This window comes from Fusibacter sp. JL298sf-3, assembly GCF_053842995.1.
Map to the genome: position 1 here is coordinate 2,698,118 of NZ_CM132608.1, position 18,664 is coordinate 2,716,781.

General features: G+C 47.3%; 16 protein-coding genes, 1 pseudogene and 1 other annotated feature (1 of these 18 only partly in view). Of the genes and pseudogenes, 11 read left to right on the forward strand and 6 right to left on the reverse strand.

Translation table 11 applies throughout. The features are described 5' to 3' along the window. Positions 1-55: 55 nt before the first annotated feature. Together ACR6HW_RS12740 and ACR6HW_RS12745 are read left to right on the forward strand one after the other, a co-directional pair. On the forward strand, positions 56-1,210 hold the full coding sequence (locus ACR6HW_RS12740) for a sensor histidine kinase (protein ID WP_455728106.1): 1,155 nt from the start codon (positions 56-58) through the stop codon (positions 1,208-1,210). Continuing rightward, positions 1,207-1,842 (forward strand): response regulator transcription factor, encoded by a 636-nt coding sequence (locus ACR6HW_RS12745; RefSeq protein ID WP_455728107.1) that lies wholly within the window; start codon positions 1,207-1,209, stop codon positions 1,840-1,842. The genes ACR6HW_RS12740 and ACR6HW_RS12745 overlap by 4 nt, the downstream gene beginning before the upstream one ends. A 432-nt stretch (positions 1,843-2,274) precedes the next feature. Here the strand turns inward: ACR6HW_RS12745 and ACR6HW_RS12750 are convergent. From ACR6HW_RS12750 to ACR6HW_RS12760, 3 genes and pseudogenes are all read right to left on the reverse strand, one after another. Beyond that, a pseudogene (locus tag ACR6HW_RS12750) lies at positions 2,275-2,477 on the reverse strand (transposase); the annotation flags it as partial. Positions 2,478-2,629: 152 nt separating this feature from the next. Next, a complete protein-coding gene (locus ACR6HW_RS12755; protein ID WP_455728108.1) occupies positions 2,630-3,454 on the reverse strand; it encodes an aspartyl protease family protein in 825 nt (274 codons plus the stop codon). Positions 3,455-3,702: 248 nt separating this feature from the next. Then, positions 3,703-4,929: a transposase gene (locus ACR6HW_RS12760; RefSeq protein WP_455727774.1), complete on the reverse strand. Its 1,227-nt coding sequence runs from the start codon at positions 4,927-4,929 to the stop codon at positions 3,703-3,705. Positions 4,930-5,641: 712 nt separating this feature from the next. On the opposite strand from ACR6HW_RS12760, the gene ACR6HW_RS12765 reads away from it, so the two are divergent. Genes ACR6HW_RS12765 through ACR6HW_RS12780 form a run of 4 tightly spaced genes read left to right on the forward strand, consistent with a single transcriptional unit; the run spans position 5,642 to position 9,918 of the window. Further along, positions 5,642-6,532: a hypothetical protein gene (locus tag ACR6HW_RS12765; RefSeq protein ID WP_455728109.1), complete on the forward strand. Its 891-nt coding sequence runs from the start codon at positions 5,642-5,644 to the stop codon at positions 6,530-6,532. Then, positions 6,525-7,454: an ABC transporter ATP-binding protein gene (locus ACR6HW_RS12770; RefSeq protein WP_455728110.1), complete on the forward strand. Its 930-nt coding sequence runs from the start codon at positions 6,525-6,527 to the stop codon at positions 7,452-7,454. The genes ACR6HW_RS12765 and ACR6HW_RS12770 overlap by 8 nt, the downstream gene beginning before the upstream one ends. 9 nt (positions 7,455-7,463) lie before the next feature. After that, positions 7,464-8,774, forward strand: a complete 1,311-nt coding sequence (locus ACR6HW_RS12775) for an ABC transporter permease (RefSeq protein ID WP_455728111.1) — start codon at positions 7,464-7,466, stop codon at positions 8,772-8,774. Beyond that, complete coding sequence (locus ACR6HW_RS12780; RefSeq protein ID WP_455728112.1) at positions 8,767-9,918, forward strand: ABC transporter permease; 1,152 nt, start codon at positions 8,767-8,769, stop codon at positions 9,916-9,918. The genes ACR6HW_RS12775 and ACR6HW_RS12780 overlap by 8 nt, the downstream gene beginning before the upstream one ends. 5 nt (positions 9,919-9,923) lie before the next feature. Here ACR6HW_RS12780 and ACR6HW_RS12785 read toward each other — a convergent pair whose 3' ends face one another. Together ACR6HW_RS12785 and ACR6HW_RS12790 are read right to left on the reverse strand one after the other, a co-directional pair. Next, positions 9,924-10,937 (reverse strand): metallophosphoesterase family protein, encoded by a 1,014-nt coding sequence (locus ACR6HW_RS12785; protein ID WP_455728113.1) that lies wholly within the window; start codon positions 10,935-10,937, stop codon positions 9,924-9,926. 12 nt (positions 10,938-10,949) lie between these two features. Then, positions 10,950-11,393, reverse strand: coding sequence for a MarR family winged helix-turn-helix transcriptional regulator (locus tag ACR6HW_RS12790; protein ID WP_455728114.1), 444 nt, complete (start codon positions 11,391-11,393; stop codon positions 10,950-10,952). Positions 11,394-11,584: 191 nt separating this feature from the next. On the opposite strand from ACR6HW_RS12790, the gene ACR6HW_RS12795 reads away from it, so the two are divergent. From ACR6HW_RS12795 to ACR6HW_RS12815, 5 genes are all read left to right on the forward strand, one after another. Beyond that, entirely contained in the window at positions 11,585-14,827 is a 3,243-nt protein-coding gene (locus tag ACR6HW_RS12795) for a DEAD/DEAH box helicase (RefSeq protein WP_455728115.1), read from the forward strand. Positions 14,828-15,142: 315 nt separating this feature from the next. Continuing rightward, on the forward strand, positions 15,143-15,487 hold the full coding sequence (locus ACR6HW_RS12800) for an ArsR/SmtB family transcription factor (protein ID WP_455728116.1): 345 nt from the start codon (positions 15,143-15,145) through the stop codon (positions 15,485-15,487). A gap of 11 nt (positions 15,488-15,498) precedes the next feature. Beyond that, positions 15,499-16,548 carry an ACR3 family arsenite efflux transporter gene (gene arsB, locus ACR6HW_RS12805; protein WP_455728117.1) on the forward strand — a complete coding sequence of 350 codons (1,050 nt, stop codon included), beginning with the start codon at positions 15,499-15,501 and terminating at the stop codon, positions 16,546-16,548. Continuing rightward, positions 16,538-16,927 carry an arsenate reductase ArsC gene (locus tag ACR6HW_RS12810; protein ID WP_455728118.1) on the forward strand — a complete coding sequence of 130 codons (390 nt, stop codon included), beginning with the start codon at positions 16,538-16,540 and terminating at the stop codon, positions 16,925-16,927. The genes arsB and ACR6HW_RS12810 overlap by 11 nt, the downstream gene beginning before the upstream one ends. Positions 16,928-17,003: 76 nt before the next feature. Then, positions 17,004-17,402, forward strand: a complete 399-nt coding sequence (locus ACR6HW_RS12815) for a secondary thiamine-phosphate synthase enzyme YjbQ (RefSeq protein ID WP_455728119.1) — start codon at positions 17,004-17,006, stop codon at positions 17,400-17,402. Between the two features lie 106 nt (positions 17,403-17,508). Here ACR6HW_RS12815 and ACR6HW_RS12820 read toward each other — a convergent pair whose 3' ends face one another. Continuing rightward, positions 17,509-18,426: a selenium metabolism-associated LysR family transcriptional regulator gene (locus ACR6HW_RS12820; protein ID WP_455728120.1), complete on the reverse strand. Its 918-nt coding sequence runs from the start codon at positions 18,424-18,426 to the stop codon at positions 17,509-17,511. Between the two features lie 154 nt (positions 18,427-18,580). Then, positions 18,581-18,664, forward strand: a binding site (T-box leader) (it continues 141 nt past the right edge of the window).

Below are 18,664 nucleotides of genomic sequence, written 5' to 3' on the forward strand. Positions count from 1 at the left end.
GAGCATAATTTCTTAATATGGTAAAGTAAAAAGAAAACGACGAAATGAGGCCCTTATGAAATACAAATGGCTTAAAGTGGCGATGCTCGCAGCGCTGTTTGCCGTCGCCATGCAGTTTGAAAACGCCATGCCGCCGCGCTCGCAGTTGCTCTATGGATTGATGGCGCTACTGTGTGCATCGACATTTCTCAACCGCAAAGCACATCCCGTAGTATTCTTTATCGACATCGGCGCGATTTTGGGACTGAACCTTTACTCCCAGTACGTGGTGAGCCCGCTTTTTTTGCTGATGTTCGGCGTGGTGATTTTAGACGTTATGCAGACGCTAAAAAAACCGTACCACGTGATGTACGCTATTTTTACGTTGCTCGCACTGGCGTATGTGCTCAGTCGCCGTTTTCTCTACCAATTGAATTACCAGTCGGTAGCTGAGGTGATTTTCACCGCTTTTATGTTTGCCACCTTTGCGGTGATGCTGTTTTACGTGCGCTCCTACCGGGAGGCAAAAGAAGACCTCGAACACATCAATGAAAAGCTGTGTGAAAACAACGACGCACTTAGGGCATCGCAGCGGGCGCTGGAAGAAGCCCGTGCAGAAGTAGCGCGTCTGGCAAAACTCGAGGAGCGCGGGCGCGTGGCACGGGAACTGCACGATACTGTAGGCCACGATATGACAGGGCTGATTATGGAACTGGAGATGCTGAAACTGTCAGCCACCGACGAACCTCAAAAGACGGCGTGTCAATCGGTGACGCGTCACGCTAGAGATATTTTATCGGCACTGCGCCAATCGGTGACGGCACATGTGAACGAGACACCGCTCTTTGAAAAGCTCATGCAACGCATCGACAAGTTTAAAGAGCAGACGGGGCTCACCATCCACAGGCACTTTGAGCCCATATGGCATCTAGTGGACGACGCCACCGGCGAGTGCCTTTACAGAACGGTGACAGAGGGGCTTACCAATGTCGCCAAACACGCCGGCGCTACGGAAGTCTGGCTCTCTATTCAGCGCTTTGGCGAGGCACAAGTGCTGCTTAAAATCGTGGACAACGGTAAAAGCGGCGGGGCATTTGACGAGGGGCACGGTCTGAAGTTTATCAAAGAGCGCGTCGTCGCTTTAGGCGGTGACGTCACTTATAGAAAAGACGCCGATGGGTTTGCCATCGTCGCAAAACTCAATTGTTTTAAAAGGGAGAACATGTCATGATAAAAGTGGGCATTGTAGACGATCAGAAGTTGTGGTTAAACGGTCTAAAGATGATTTTATCCGCTGTGGGCGGTCTCGACGTCATCTGGACGGCGGAAAACGGGGAAGTGGCGACATTTATGGCGAAACAGACGCCGCCGGATGTGCTTTTAATGGACATACGCATGCCGGTAATGGACGGCGTCGCCGCGACAAAAGCGATTTTAAAAGCCAATCCGGCGATTAAGGTTCTCATCTTAACCACCTTTGACGAAGAAGCGTACATCTACGAAACGCTTAAATACGGCGCTTGCGGGTACTTGCTCAAGGAGTCGGAGCCCGAGGTCATCGTCAAGGCGATTGAAAATGTCCACATGGGCGGTGCTGTGGTGGATAGAAGTGTTGCACAGAGAGTGTTTCAAAACATAGGGCCCGTTGCCGGCACCCATCTCAACTGTCTCTCTGAGCGAGAGCAAACGGTGGCGCGTGCAGTGGCCGATGGTTTAAACAATAGGGAAATTGCCGCTTTGTGTCATGTGTCGGAGGGGACGGTAAAGAACCATTTGACACATATTCTAGAGAAGCTGTCACTTAGAGATCGAACTCAACTCGCCATTTGGGTGCTTAAAGGCGTTTATGAGCGAAAGGGGTAGGGGGCGATTCGCCCCTTACTCATCACTAAACGTGTTGGAGTTGTACTGCCTTAGTGTCGTTTGATGGTACAATGCCAACAAGCAATACCTGTCAAACTGGAAATATCCAACGGGTTTACGAGAGAAAAATTTGTTTACCACTATGCAAATCACTTGAACATAAGAGAGTTCATATCCGGTTGACTCCAAATAAAAAAGGTAATTTTATGAGTGGTTTTGTCTATCTTGCCGCTTTTCATCGGTCAAAGCGGCATGTTGGATAAAAATACAACTTGTATTTTGTGTTTTTGCCAACGTCTCTGTATTTTTCAATATCTATGCGACGTATCCCCTTTATTGACTTAATATAGTTGAGCAATCTGCAATTATTCTATTTCTATCATTTGAAAAATTGCCATTTAAGTATTCTTCCTTATAGAGGTTCCATAAACCGCATAATTCGTAAAGCCCAGGTGTGGCAAAGCCACTGTCTCCTCTTGTCAAAATATGTGCTTTAGGATAGTGTTCTTTAAGCCATTTGAGCTATTATAAAGCATTAAGGGATGATAGTCATTGGAATTATAGTGATAATTATAAGCCCTTTGTTCTTGTTTGCCATAAACTTTAAAAAGGGTAGAATCAATATCTAAAACAATTTGCTTATTAGAAATTAGGTGAATAGTTCAGGTTCAATATGTATTGATACACGAGGGCGTCCAACACAACGATTCTGATGCATTAAAAAAAGTGTTACTTAAAGCGTTATTGTATAATTACATGAGGAACATCACTATATGTTAGACGAAGCTTACTCAATTAAAAATTTATTGCTTTTAAAGTCTAGCCACAGAATTCTGTTTTCTATCAAATCCGCACCTAATAACCCTTGTACCTTAAACCTCTTTGTAGGAAATACCTCTCTATCTAACAGTGTTAAACTCTTTAAAACAATTTCATTGCCACATACCTTTAAGTTTAATGCCTCTAGTTTTTCAACTTCAATTTCCTCTCTTCCATCAATTCCAACCATCAGTTCTTTTTCGTGATATGTGTTCCTTAAAGTTGCATCGAAGTTAGAGCCTAGAATACTTTCAGTGTTACCTGTATCAAAACCAAAATGTAACTCTTCATTGTCTGTATTAACGGAGATAATTGGCATGTTATCCCAAAATAAATTATTTTCCTCTTCTGTTTGAGCTGAAGTAAAGACTTCAATTTCATTATTTATACGGTCTACTTTCCAAGAAAAGTTCTGAATGATATCCCACCCTAGAAATCCATCAATTTTCAATTGGATACCCTCTTTGTCAACACCAAAATCTAGCCTTGAATCTTCTACAACTATGACTTCTAAGTCAGAAATTATTATACTACCAATTCTAATTTCTTCGATTATTTTTGTATTGCTGCTAATTTTTACGCCTAAATTTCCAGCGCAATGAACTTCCTTTCCTTCTCTTACAATATGAGCTTTCTTTAGCGTTGATTCATTAATGATAGTCATGGAAGCACCAGTATCAAATACCATTGGTATTTTGTTGTTGTTAATATTAACATTAATTAACGGAAGATTTGCAAACTTTTTTTGTACTGTTTCTAACACTTGAGGTTCTATTCCGTATTGTATTCTCATTTATTTCTCCTAAGGTGATTTTTTGTACAACACTGTATTTTAAGATATTTAAGCAGTTTTTTAGAAATTAGGTGAATAATTTAGGTCAAATATTGTTTAGAGTATTTTTCTTTAAACTCGATGTACTTGGTGTCCTGTATCGTTCACAATTGAGACTCTTGCATAATTAACTCGATAATTTGAGAAAAAGGCTTAATCCTAAGTAACAGCCCCTGCCATGCTTTCAAATTTCAATCTTTTGTTGTTCATTATGCTACTAAGAGTTCCTCATTTCTGTTTACTTTAACTTTTGAAGCGATGGTTCCTGCAACCAACGCAATGCAATTTAACAACGCATGAACAGTTGCTTTCTTGATACCTTTAGACCGGATTGAATTCAAATTTAAAATCGTCTTTAGTCGACCGTTGCAACGTTCAACAGAAGTTCGCTTGTTGTATAGAGTCTTCCATTGATCAGATGATCTTAACGGATATCCGATTTGTCTTGGATTTTCTTTACGATTTATCTTGAGCGTATAACCATAATTGCTTGATGAACACCATGCACTCCCATGTGGACAGTTACATTTCCCCAGTACTTGTGGACATCTAAATTTCATGTAATCGCCGTCAATCCCCCAATAAACGAGTTTGTAACCACCAGAACAGACTGGATGAAACTCATCATCTAACCCTTCTGGGGCGGCGTGACTGCCTCTTGGGTTGTAGGCTATGATTGGAGTAGCTTCAAAGTGATTTATTACTGCATCATAGACAGAATTATAATCATATCCAGAGTCCATCGCATAGAACAATGGTCTAAACAGATCTCTATACTGCTTTAGAAACTCTTCAATCAGTGGAACTGCAATTGTTCCATCATGAACATTCGCTGGTGTTACCATAACTGAAAGTGGTAATTCACTGTATGAATCGCTCAGGATATGAAGTTTCCATCCAAACCAACGAATGTTATTACCGTGAGTATCGCGCTTCATTCCCCAGTTTGGGTTGGTGCCGTCATCTACAATATCTTTCTTTGGTTTTGAGGCTTCGAAAGCATCTACCTTAGTAGAGTCTATTGAAATATGACTACCATCAACAATTCCTAATTCTTTAGCATGAACAACTAAATCACCGAATAGTTTCAGCAACGCATCTGATTCTGACAGCTTATCTGCGAATCTGCTGAAAGTGGCTTCTGATGGTACTTTGGATAACACCTCAAAACCACAGTTATAACGTAACACTGGGTTCTCTTTCAACTGTCTCACCAACTCGCTGGTGGTCGAAATTCTCAGAATTTGCTTAGCAATTAATGCGTAAATCATCGGTGCGACTCTGTAACCTTTTGGACCTCTCAAATGACTCTGTTTAGATAATGCCGCAACCAAAGGTGAGATGTTGATCTGAGCAAGAATTAATTCCAATTTCGTTTCTTGCTGAAAGTTCATAATTTCTTCAAAGGAAAATAGACATGTTTGTCGAATATACATAAGTGGAAACTTCCTCCTTCGTTTGGATTGTGTTTGCTGCCACTTATATAATTCGACGTTTGGGGTGAAGTTTCCTTTTTGTTTCTTTAAAAACTTGTTAAATCAACGGTTATAAATTATGCAATTTTCTCAATTAAAAAAACTGCTCATCTACTCTGCATCATTTTTAATTAAATCTCGACGAGACAGTTCGCTAGTTTCACCATTCATCCGGATATTTACAATATCAAACATAATCATCCTCTCATAAATCGAGCTCATAAAAAAGGTCAAATGAGGATTTGACTGTGGTCAATGACATTATACCATATCCTAAAAAGCTTTTAACTGCAGTAAATAACTTTTTACTTCTCCTCTATTCATAAGAAAATCGACCGCGTTCAAATGTGGTCGATCCCATTGTGTAATAAAAGTCATCAGTTCTACTGGTGGTTCTCTATTTCAGTGCTTTCAATGGATTCCCATTCGTTCAACCAACCCTATATAAAAGTGCACGCAACAACCCCCCCAAGATGAACTGGATAGGCAAAAACAGAGATTTTAAATACACCCCATGTGGTAAGCGCGTCCGCGGCCCCCATATCGTCGGAGAATCTCATAAGTAACACACAACCATGACTTTAGTCATGGTTTTTTTTATAAGTTGTGCCAATCGTCTATGTGCTGCGGTAGCCGAGGGGGGTATACTGGTAATGAAAAGGGGGTAGAGCTCATGAAAAAATGGTTATGGGTACTGGTGGGCCTTTTGGTTCTCGCCGGTTGCGGTCGAGACGACTACGCCGACTACATGGCGGCAGTGGACAAAACGGAAAATGCCGAGTCCGGCAAAGTCGTTATCGATGTCGTTATAGAAAATGGCTTCGGTGAAGCATCGGACACTGAAACCCTGTTGGTTAAAACGGTACACCGCTTTGAGAATCGCGGAGCGACATCGGTGTCAGATATTCATTATTTTGGTGGGGAACTGGGGATGGACAGCAGTTTCTACAGGTTGCCTGACGGAAAGGCGTATTTAAAACTGCCTTATCTGCCCTATTATTTTGAACCGGAAGTGCCGCGGGAAACCGCCGAAATTTCCGGTATTGCAGGGCCGCTTAGAAAGGCGTGGTACGCGCTGCTCACAGCAGATAACGTCTTCAGCGGAAAAGACGAGGTGCTCGAAACCGATAGCGGTGAGGTTAAAGCCAAGGTGTATTCGGTGAAGCCCACCAGTGAGCAGCTCCGAACATTTAAAGAGCGCGTCGAAGAGATGTTGCTTACAGAAGAAGAGACCGTTCGGTCCTATGTGGCGTCTTTTGTGACACAGGAAACTCAGGTGCCGGATATACAAACCGTGTTGTCCCATTTAGAAATCGTCGGCTATGAAGAAAAGGCCTATGTCAACTTCGACGGCTATCTCGTCGGCGAGGCGCTGGAATTTCATATACGCGTGGCATCGTCGGAGGCCTTTGAAAGCCGCTTGACAGAACAAAAAATCGTCGTAAAGACGCACTACTCAGAACTGGGGCTAAAGCAGGGACTTTCTTTCGACGCCATCACTGAAGAGACCATTAAGCCGTTAGAGGCACTAGCGGAACTATACGAGGAGGCTTTCCATGATTGAACTGATGAATGTGACCAAGAAATTTGACGACTTTACAGCGGTGGACAACTTGTCCCTGAGCATTCCCAAAGGTGAAATCGTCGGCTTACTCGGCCCTAACGGCGCGGGTAAATCCACGACGATTTCCATGATTGCCACCTTGTTTAGGCCCACCACCGGTCGTATCTTATACGGCGGGGAAGACATTATTAAAAAGCCGAAAGCCATCCAGCCCAATCTCGGTTACGTCCCACAGGAAATCGCGCTCTACGGTAGCCTGTCAGGCGAAGACAACCTGCGGTACTTCGGCGGTCTCTACGGCTTAAAAGGCGCGGCACTGAAAGAGCGCATGGCGGTTGTCTCGGAAATTATCGGTATCGGCGATCGGATTAAAGAACGCGTTGAAAACTACTCCGGCGGTATGAAGCGTCGTCTAAACATCGGCGTGGCGCTGTTGCACAATCCCGAGTTTATCATTATGGATGAACCCACCGTGGGCATCGATCCGCAGTCGAGAAATCATATCCTCGAGACTGTCAAGCGGCTCAATGAAGCGGGGACGACGGTGCTTTACACCAGTCACTACATGGAAGAGGTGTCGGCGATTTGCTCCCGCGTTCACATTATGGACAAGGGCAAGTTAATTGCCTCAGGGTCTCAGAGTGCGCTTTTAGAGCAGTCCGGTATTCAGACGGCACTCCACATGAAGTTTGAAAAAGACATTCGCGATAAGGTCGCACAGTTAAAGGCGCTGACGCATGTTATGGCGGTAACGGTGTTGGGCGACTGCGAACTGTCCATAGCGGTATCGTTTGAACACGCCGTCAAAGACATCTTAAAAGAAGCGATGCAACTGGATGCGGGTCTGGTGGCCTTCGACGTGGTCAAACCGAATCTCGAGCAGGTGTTCTTAAAGATGACGGGCCGCGCGCTGAGAGATTAGGAGGCGGGCATGAGAGAATTGTTTAAAAAAGACATCAAACTGCTGTTTGCCAATAAAAAGACGATGGTGACGTTTATTCTGATGCCGATTATCCTCACCGGTATTTTGAGTATGGCCCTTCGAGGCAGTTTCGACACGGGCAGTTTTAAGAACCGCATCGATGTCGCCATTGTAAAAGGCTACGATATAGAAGTGGAAAATGCGAGGATTCGCGAGACGCTTGGGCAGTACGGCATTGTGCCGGAGCCCGGAGATGAGCCCGTGGACCCTGAAAAGTTGTTTTTCGACACCTTCTTGGGTTCAGAGGGGATTAAAAAAGTGTTGGAAATCCATGTGATGACAGAGGCGGAGGCCATGTCGGCACTGGAAGCAAAGGAAGTGGGCGTGGTGCTGACGTTGCCGGAGGGGTTTGTCTACAATCAAGTGGTGAACTTCGTCCTGCCGGTACGCAACGATATTGAGATAGAGCTCCTTCAGCATCCGGAGTTCAATTTTTCAGGCAATATTGCTACGAGCATTTTCGAAGGGTTTTTCACAGAGATCAACACGTATTTTGTCAACAAGAACGTCTTTTTAGAAGTGGGTTCTAACTATACGGAACTCGCCAACCTCTTTCCGGAACTCGAGCGGGTATACGCGTTTGACAGTGCTGAAACGAGCGCTTTATCCGTCGCAGTTGAAGAAGGGCGGCGCCCGATTGACAGCGCTACGTACTACGCTGTGGCCATGACGTCCATGTTCATCCTCTACGGCTCTGCACTTGCGGGGCGGGAGTTGCTCAGCGAGAAAAAAACCCGGACACTGGACCGGAACTATGTCGCCGGTATAGGGTATACCAAAGCGTTGGTTTCAAAAGGGCTCATGGCTGTTATCCTATGTACTTTTCAGATGGCTGTGCTCTTGTCGGTTTCAAAACTGGCCTTTGGTGTGGACTGGCAGCGGTTTGACCAGCTGTTTGTGTCCATTGTCTTTTCAAGCATTGCCATTGCGGGGTTAGGGGCTTTTCTCAGCGCCATCACCCTCATTAACGACAACTACAGAGTAGCCAATATTTTTGAAAACGTCGTGGTTCAGTTTATGGCATTGGTCGGCGGTGCGTACATTCCGATGGAAGTTCTACCGGGGATTTTTCAGCACCTGAGAATTTTTGCGCTGAACAGCATTGTTCTGGACGTCCTGCTCGACATCTATCAGGGGACGACTTGGGAAGCCCTTGCCGGCAACTACTTGAAACTCGTCGGCGCAGGGGGCATCTTCTTGATGCTGGCGTATATATTGGTGCGCAGAAAGGAGAAAGCGGCTTATGTGGGCGATGCTTAAACTGAAATTCAAATTGATGAGAGACAACAAAACCTTGTATTTGATTATGATAGGCATGGCGCTTCTGATGGCAGGGGTCTTCAGCGGCAATATGGGTGGCAGTTACAAAAGTTCCGTGGCGTTTGTGGGTGACAACAACGCACTGCTGAGCTCTGACCTCGCTGTCGGCCTCAGAGAACGTCACGCCATAAACGTCGAGCTGATGACGGCGGAAGAAGCCAAAGAAGCGGTGAAACAAAGAAGTGTCGTCGCCGCCATAACGCTCCCTGAGGGCTATCCCGTCGAGGGTACTGTCGAGTTCCTGACTTGGGGCGAGACGGTGGAGTACTTCCAACTGGAGCAGGCTGTCGCCAGTGAAATGGCGAAGGGCGCCAACCTTATCGCCCTTACGGAAACGATAAGCGACGTATTGAAACCCTATACCTCTGAGAATCTGGAAGGCGTCATCGAAAGTGCTTACGACACGCACTGGCGGTATAAGCGACCGATAGACTTTGAGCGCGTCGTTCTCGAAGGCCGTTTCACCTCTTACGCTCAAAATCTGCAGGCGGTGGTGGGGATGACCCTGTTCTTCCTGACGTATTCGGTGCTGTTTACAGTGGGCGATATGCTGGAAGATCAGCGGCTGCGCACCATGGACCGATTCGTCGTCTCTTCTGTGAGCCGCAGCAGTATTTTGGCGGGAAACCTCATACCGGGGTTCTTTATCGGCATGGTGATGCTGGTGGTGATGGTGTTTGCCGGACAGTACCTGTTTAATGTGACATGGGGCAATGCCGTCGGCGCGGTCCTCGGCGTCGGCACCTTTTACGTCCTTGCCATTGCCGCGCTGAGTCTTCTCGTGGTCAGCGTGGTTCGGACGATGTCTCAGCTGGGCGTCTTGGCACCTATTGTGTTGACGGGAATGGCCATGATAGGCGGTTGTATGTGGCCACTTGAAATCGTGTCGTCTAAAATCTTGTTGACCCTAGCGCAATTGACGCCGCACAAGTGGGCTCTGTCCGCTATTACCCAGCTCGTTCAGACTGGGAAGGTGACACAGGACACGTATTGGGCGATGGGGGTGTTGCTGGCTATGAGTGTCGTTTTCTTTACAATAGGAGAGCGCATTCTCTATAGAAAATCGAGAAATGCGCTCCAGTAAATGCGTTAGTATAAAGGAACAGGCGTCGGTGTCAGCGTCTCTGAAAGGTAGAGTATTTTCGGTGTGACGCGTTGGTAATAACTGTCGGTGGACGGTGCGCCTGACGAAAACACAGTGGTGACTTTGCCGCCGAAGACGGTTTCAATGCCGTCTTCGATGCTCTCGTGTCCTCTGACGATGCCGTCGATGCCCGTGTGCGTTGCAAAGGCATCGTACTCGGCTTCGGTAAATTTAAAACGTTTGAACGTCAATCGACGGTCTTGTTCCCCTCTGTGCGGGTCGCTCCATTGGAGCACATCGCACAGGGCGTGTCCAAGGGCGTCTTTTTTAGTGGCATCAGTGAGGTCGATGAGCTTTTCAATGTAGCCGTAAGGGGTGATTCCTTCAGCATCGGGTTTGGGGATGCCACCGTGAACGCACATGAGGACTTTTTCGTCCCCGACGAGGTAGTGGATAATAGGCAGTGTGTTGAACCACTCGAAGGTTTTTTCAAGGAGCGTCATATCGCCACCGTGTTCGCGCGTCAACCGGTCTTTAAAGTAGTGTGGGAAATAGGCCAGAGGGTCGTCGTCTTCGGGAACGCGGTAAGGCAGTTTAAAGCCACCGTCTGACAGCAGTTCGCCGCCGTCGTGGTTGCCTCTAAGGAGGACGATGTGACGCGGGTACTGAATTTTAAGGGTCATTAGAAGCGTCAGCGTTTCAAGGTGCTGTTTCCCTCTGTCTACATAGTCTCCGAGAAATATGAGCTGGATGGGGTGGCCTTCCCGAACGCGTCTGTAAAAGTCGGTGGTTTTGAGAACCTGTTCAAGGGCGTTTAGGTCGCCGTGTAAGTCGCCGATGACGTAGGTGGCGCCCACTGCTTTTGAAACAGAGATTCGGTGACTGAGGTAAGGGAGTTTTAAAGTGCTCAGCGCCGCTTTAATACAAGGTGTTTTAGACAGTGGCGTCCCTTTAACAGCGGTGACCACAGTAAGTGTGTCGAGTTTTTGCCTATAGGTGCCGTCTTGTAGTGCGTTCATGTTTCAAGCCTCCTAGGTGTGTGTTTTCATTGAGTCAATATGTGCCAACACTTTCGAGTGAATGGCATGCAGCTGTTCCACTTCTTCTAGAGAGACGGTGTTGTAATAGCTCTCTAAAAGCTGTGTGCGTCTCATGTCATAGGCGCTGACAGTCAGCTGGCCCTTTGAGCCGAGAGAGACAAAGACTTCTTTTCGGTTGTGTGGGTTGATGCGTCTGCTAATCAGTTTTTTTCGGCCCATTCGAGAGAGAAGCTGGCTCATGGAACTTCTCGAAATATCCAGCAGCGTCGCGAGTTTGCCGACAGTAGACTCACCGAACTCCGCCAAGAATAAGAGCACTTCGGTTTGCTTTGGCGGCAGACCTGCGAGTTCGTCCGCTTCGAGAGACTTGTTCATCTCGTAAGCAATTAAATGGTTCATACGATTGGTCTCTTTCAAAAGTTCGATTTTTTTCATAGTAACCTCGATTTCAAAAATTGGTTGCCGACATTAATTGTTAACATTATACCATATGTTTGTATAAATACATTCTCGATGGTGTGTACGGCCAATTTATTGTAGCGAAAAACAAAAAACTGGATGTCGACGAGCCGTTGAGGTATAATTAAATTTTAGGACACAAACATCTTTTTTAAAAGGAGTCGCAGATGTTTACAGAACAGTATATTAGATTTGAGGCCGGCGACGCAAGGGTATTTCAAAAGGGCAAAGACTATTATTTGGCAGGTTGCGTCTTTGAAATCGATTACCAGCCGCTGTTAAAGCGTTTTTCAGCCATGGTGGAGGGTACATACGACTACCACGTCCTCATCGATATAACGGGAGACTCTAAAGTGGACAATTACTCGTGCACTTGTCCGGCGTTTTTTAATTATGGGGGCGCGTGCAAACACATTGTAGCGACGCTTTTTGAAATTTTATCGCGCAAGAGCGAATGGGCCGTGCAAAAGCAAGCCTGTGAAGTTCAACCGGCGACGCGGACGCTCTTCAGTTGGGCGGAACAACTTTCTTCAGTTGTATCGAGTCGCGAGACTGTGGCTCTGACGCCAGTTCTCTGTGTGCGCAGCGATGCTGCTGTTTGGCTCGAGCTCACCATCACCAGCCAGCGGACCTATGTGGTAAAGGACATCAAGGCCTTTGTGGAAGCTTATTTACACGGGACGCCGCTTCACTTCGGCAAGCAGCTGACTTACGATGCCCGCGAGCATACTTTAAACGATGTGGGCGAGGCGCTTATGGCCATTTTGATTTCACAATACCACGACGAGGCACCTACGAGACAGTACAAAGTGACGGCACTTGGCGCCAAACTCTTAAAGAGTGCGTTTTCTGAACCCAGACAATTTAAGCTGACCCATGCACAGCTCGAAGCGGTCATCGCCGTTCTCGAAGGCGGTGCGTTCAATATGTACGTCAATGAGATTTTGAGAGAGGACGTCGTGGTACGTGACGGTCGACCGCCGCTGGACTTATCGGTTCGCCTTTCGGGAAGAGGTGCACAGGTGGCACTGGATGTTCCGTACGACCACTATGTTCTTTTAGACGCAGAGGGCCGCTATGTGTTTTACAAAGGGGTTATCTACCGAATGAACCGCCGCGAAGGGGCGTTTTACAAATACTTGATGGCGTGTTTTTCCGAATCGAAAAAAAGCGCTTTTGAAGTGCCGGAGCTGCTAATGGATCGCTTTGTCTACGATGTGTTGCCCACAGTGCGGGCGCATGCGAGAAAAGTGGATTATTCGGCGATACTCGCCTTATACGAGACGCGACCGTTAAAGACTTCGGTGTATTTTGACCGCTTTGAAAGCGGTGTGACAGCAAAGGTGCTTTTCGATTACGACGGCAAAGTGTTCAATCCGTGTGTGGAAGCAGAAGAACCTGTGGTTCTGGGCGGTAAGCGCCTTTTCCGAGAGTTTTATGAAGAGCGCCGCGTCACGGATTTGCTCACGGCCTTTGGCTTTGATGCCAGCACACAGCATTATGTGTTACACGATGAAAACGCGCTCTATTACTTCTTAGAGGCTGGGGTAGACCCCTTAAAGACTCTGGCCGACCTCTATTATTCAGATGACTTCAAACAGATTAAAATTCGAACGGACTTAGAGTTCAGCTTTAAAGCACAGGGCAGTGGAGAACACAATTGGCTGGAGGTGACATTTGACTACAGTTTGGACGAGGCCGAAATGCTTCTCGCCGTGTACGACGCGTATGTGCAGAAGAAAAAATACCATCGGCTGAAGGACGGCACGGTCTTAAAGCTCGATGCACCGAAGACCGTGGAAGCCATGACTGTTTTGGAGCACATGGCACTCAGCAAAAATCAACTGGCAGCCGGCGCCGTTCAAATGCCGCTGCACAAAGGTCTGTATCTGATGCGTCTTCTCGAGCGTCAGAGCGGCGTCACCCATGAGATGAGTCCCGAAGTACACGCGCAGTTGAATGCACTTAGACAACCCGGCTTTACTGAGGACGCCATTGTGCCGGCACACCGGACACTTCTTAGGGACTACCAAAAAACCGGTGTCCTTTGGCTAAAGACTTTGGCGCATCTCGGGTTGGGTGGGATTCTCGCCGACGATATGGGGCTGGGCAAAACCCTTCAGGTGCTGTCCTTTCTCGTAGGCGAAAAGGTCGACGGAAACCGTCGTCACCCGGCGCTGGTGGTAGCGCCGACGTCTCTGGTGTACAACTGGCAGGAAGAAGCGAGGCGCTTTACGCCGTCGCTTGACGTCCACGTCGTCGTCGGCACCCGAAAAGAGCGGCTGGAGAAATTTGAAGCCGCTGTAGACGGCGACCTCATTGTCACCACCTATGGCATGCTCAAGCGCGACATCGACGTCTACGAACAATCGGCATTTGACTTTTGCTTTATCGACGAAGCGCAGCATATTAAGAACCCTAAGACGCTCAATGCCCGAGCGGTTAAGCGGGTGCGTGCCAAAGCGTTTTTCGCGCTGACGGGGACGCCTATAGAAAATGCGCTCACAGAGCTCTGGTCCATATTTGACTTTATACTGCCGGACTACCTCGGTACCTTGAAGCAGTTTATGGCGCGCTATACAAGTGAAAGTGACGGCGGGGAACACCTGGGGCTGCTTAAGCATCAAATTGAACCCTTTGTTTTGAGACGTGTGAAAGAAGACGTGTTAACCGAGTTGCCGGATAAAATCGAGAGCAAAATGATCTGTGAGATGACCAAGGGCCAAAGTGCGCTTTACAAGGCGCAGCTTTTGGCGGCGCAGGAATCGGTGCGTGCATCGGTGGAGGCGGGCAGTTTTAAAAAAGACCGCGTGCGCATATTGTCGCTTTTGACGCGGTTGAGACAAACCTGTTGTCACCCGTCGATGTTTTTAGAGGACTACAAAGGAGGCAGCGGCAAAACCGATCAATTGATGGAAATTATAGGGGACGCCGTGGCAGGGGGGCATCGACTGTTGATATTCTCCCAGTTCACCAGTTATTTAAAGATGATAGAGACCCAACTTGCCGAGCGCGAGCTAAGTTACTTCTATCTCGACGGTTCCACGCCGTCACTGCTTCGCCTAGAGTACTGCAAGGCGTTTAACAGTGGAGAGGGCGATGTGTTCCTCATCAGCTTAAAAGCCGGGGGCACGGGACTCAATCTCACCGGTGCCGACATGGTCGTACACGTGGATCCGTGGTGGAACCCCGCCGTGGAAGATCAAGCGACGGACCGGGCGTATCGAATGGGTCAGACCAAAGCCGTTCAGGTGTTTAAGCTGATTACCAAAGACACCATAGAAGAAAAAATCTTCGATATGCAGCAAAAGAAAAAAGCGTTAATCGACGCGGTTATTGAATCCGGCGGCGAACAGCTTATGACCATGGACGAATCGGCTCTGCTGTCCCTGTTCGATATCGATCATTAGAGGCAGCCATCAGTGCGTTCACTCACCGAACGCACTGATTTTTTATGCCACCGTGGCAAATCAAATGTTGTAAACAACAAGGTTTGCGCCGAAAGGATTGCCGCGAATGTTTAACGCGGAAAGCCGTCAGCGCAGGCCGTTTTGATGGGTTGAAGGCAAATCAAATGTTGTAAACAACAAGGTTTTCGCCAAAAGGGGTGCCGCGAGTGTTTAACGCGAAAATTAAAGTGGCCGATTAGGGTTGAAAAACGGCGGCAAACATGCTAGTATATGCGTATATTCAATTATGTGAATATACGAAAAGTGGAGGTCACTATGGAAACGGTTTTTAAAGCGCTTGGAGATGAAAGCAGATTGCGCCTGCTGAACTTGCTGACAAAAGGCAGTCTTTGTGTTTGTGAGTTGGAGTCGGCACTGGATATGTCTCAATCCAATGTGTCGAGGCATTTGACGCGGTTGAGACGCGCCGGTATCGTCTGTGCTTCTAAGAAGGCGCAGTGGGTATACTATCGCGTAGACGATCGATTTGCGCAAAAGTATCCGAAACTCTACAGTCAGCTGTTGGACGTCTTTGATACAGAGCATCTCTATTTGGCGGACGCGAAATGTCTCACCGTGCTGAAAGAGAGTGGATACAGCTGCGAGGTCATCAAAAAGTAGGAGGGGGAAACATGGAAAATAAATTAGGGAAATTTGGCCGTTACTTAACGGTTTGGGTCATTTTATGTATGGCAGCGGGGATTCTTATTGGACATTACTTCCCGGCAGTGCCAAAGGCGATGAGTCGTTTGACTTACGCCAATGTGTCGTTGCCGGTGGCGGTTTTAATATGGTTGATGATCTTTCCCATGATGCTGAAAGTCGATTTTACATCGATTAAAAATGCGGCGAAAAAGCCGAAGGGATTGACACTGACTTGCGCCGTCAACTGGTTGATTAAACCGTTTACCATGTATGTCATCGCGGCTTTCTTTTTAAAGGGCGTATTCAGCTTTGCCATTGATTCAAGTCAGGCGGATGCGTATTTGGCAGGGGCGATTTTGCTCGGAGCGGCGCCGTGTACAGCGATGGTCTTCGTCTGGAGTTATCTCACCGATGGCGACGCGGGGTACACTGTGGTTCAAGTGGCACTCAACGACATCATCCTGCTGTTTGCCTTTACGCCAATTGTCATCTTTTTGCTCGGCATAACACAGGTGACCATACCCTACGATACTTTGCTTTTATCGGTTGGCCTATTCGTCGTCATCCCATTGGTCGCAGGGTACTGGGTGCGCCGTCTGGTTATTCAGCGGAAGGGACTGACGTACTTTGAGACCGTCTTCTTAAAGAAATTTGACAAGACGACCATTTTCGGTCTCTTGGCCACCTTGGTGTTGATTTTTTCATTTCAAGGTGAAACGATTCTCAGCAATCCCGTACACATTTTGCTCATAGCAGTGCCGTTGATTCTTCAAACCGTTTTAATTTACGGCGTGGCCTACTTCTGGGGCTACAAATGGCATCTGCCGCATCGCGTGGCGGCACCGGCAGCGCTTATTGGCGCCAGCAACTTCTTTGAACTGGCCGTGGCCGTGGCCATTGCGCTGTTTGGACTGGAGTCCGGCGCCACACTGGCCACAGTGGTCGGCGTTCTGGTGGAAGTGCCTGTAATGCTGATGCTCGTCGCTTTTTCCAATAAGACAAAAGGGTATTTTAAGGAGGGGGCTTATGAAAGCTAAAGTCGCGTTTATCTGTGTACACAATTCTTGTAGGAGTCAAATGGCCGAAGCGTTGCTCAAAGCCTATGGGGGCGATGTGTTCGACGTGTATTCTGCCGGAACAGAAGCCTATCCTGAGGTGAAACCCCTTGCGGTGGCCGTCGTCGAAGAACTCGGCATCGACATGTCCGGTCATCATCCGAAACTGCTTACCGACATCCCCGAGCACGTGGATTATTTAATCACCATGGGGTGCAACGTCGTCTGTCCGACAATGCCTGCGGCGCATGTAGAGGACTGGGGGCTGGAAGACCCTTCTGGGGGGCCGATAGAAGCGTTTAGGGTCACTAGGGACCTGATCTCTGAAAAAGTCAAGGCGTTTATCGCCGAGCATTCGTAAACTTCGTGTTTAAATCCTTGGGTTTCGCAGTATAAGTATAAAAAGGGATACTGTTTGAAAATGCGAGGAGGAGCTTATGTTCGAGGTGCTCAATATTAAAACGAGAGACAAGATTAAGATGTACGAAATACTCGACGAGGTCAAGGCGTTTGTCAGTGCTTCAGGTGTTTTAAACGGCATTGTCTGCCTGTCGGTGCCACATACGACAGCGGGACTGACACTGAATAAAAATTACGATATCGTCGTACAGGAAGACATTATCAACAAGATGCAGGAGTTGATTCCTAAGGAAGGCAACTACAAACACATAGAGGGGAACAGTGCCGCACACGTTCAGGCATCCCTCTTCGGCAATACGGCGACGATTATTTTAAACGAGGGTCACTTGGAGCTCGGGATGTTTCAATCGATTTTCCTCTGTGAGTTCGATGGCCCTAGAAAAAGAAAAGTGTTGATGAAAATCGTGTCGGGTTAGACCGATTCTCTCAGACCATTTAAATTAGAAAGACGCTTTCTGTCGGAGAAAGCGTCTTTTTTAAACAACAAATGGTTAACGTGTATTAAAATAGTGTTAAAGCCGGCTACACATAAGCCGGTTGTGTGTGCGGTTCTTCAGCGGCCTGCTTGATTAAGAGTTTCACAAAATCTTCTGTGGCCGGAGACAGCGTGCGCCTCTTGTTGGTGATTACGTGCACGTGGCGCTTAATCTCAAGGCCTTTGATGGCAAACGATTCGACATCTAAAAAGTTTTTGTAGCAGTCGTAGATGCTCTTAGACATGTAGGAAATCCCTCGATTTTGTCTGACGAGCCGCATGATAAAGTTCATGTTGTCGCTCTCGATAATCGTGTTGAGAAGTGAGGTGTCGTAACCGATTTCAGTCATGGTGCGTTCGAGCTCACGGCGCGTGGACGACTGTTCGGTGCGGTGGATAAATTTGTAGCCGCAGATTTCCTGAAAAGAGACGGTGCCCTCTAGGGCGGCCTCCTTTGAACAGACGAAGACGAGGGGGTCTTCAAACAGCGGGTAGGTGTTGAAGCGTTCGCTCTCCACCCCCATACTGACGATACCCACATCGGAGTTCAGAGAACACACGTCTTCTAGAATCACAGTGCTCGGTTTTTCTTCTACGATGAATCGCACGTCGGGATGCGCGTCTTGAAACGTCTGGATGGCCTTGGGCAACACGGTTAAGTTAGGCGTCAACGTGGTGGAAATGTGGATGCTGCCGGAGATGGCGTTGTTGGCTTTGACCACGTGATGGATGGCCTTGTTTTTCATATTGATCATATCCAGGGCGTAGTTGAGAAACTCACTGCCCGCAGGGGTGAGGTTGACCTCTTTCGACGTTCGGTCGAAAAGTGAGACGGAAAGCTCCTTTTCAAGATTGGAGATATGTAGGCTCACTGTCGGTTGCGATAAGTAAAGGGCCTTGCCCGCCTTTGAAAAACTTTTGTATTTGGCGACGTTTACAAACGCCTCTAATTGTCTAAAATCCATGGAATCACCTCTTTGTTTATTTTATCACAGAAAATGCGTTATCCCAAATTTTCTCCAGAGAAAAAAGTTTTTTTAAAAAAAGTATTGACAAGTGTGCAAAAGGCATGTACAATCACTTACAACGAAACCTTACTAGAATGGTGGGGATTAATTAAAAGAAGCGTTGAAGAAGGAAAGTAACGAAGTAGAGGCTTTTAGAGAGGAAACGGTTGGTGAAAGTTTTCAGTTTTTAGTTTGT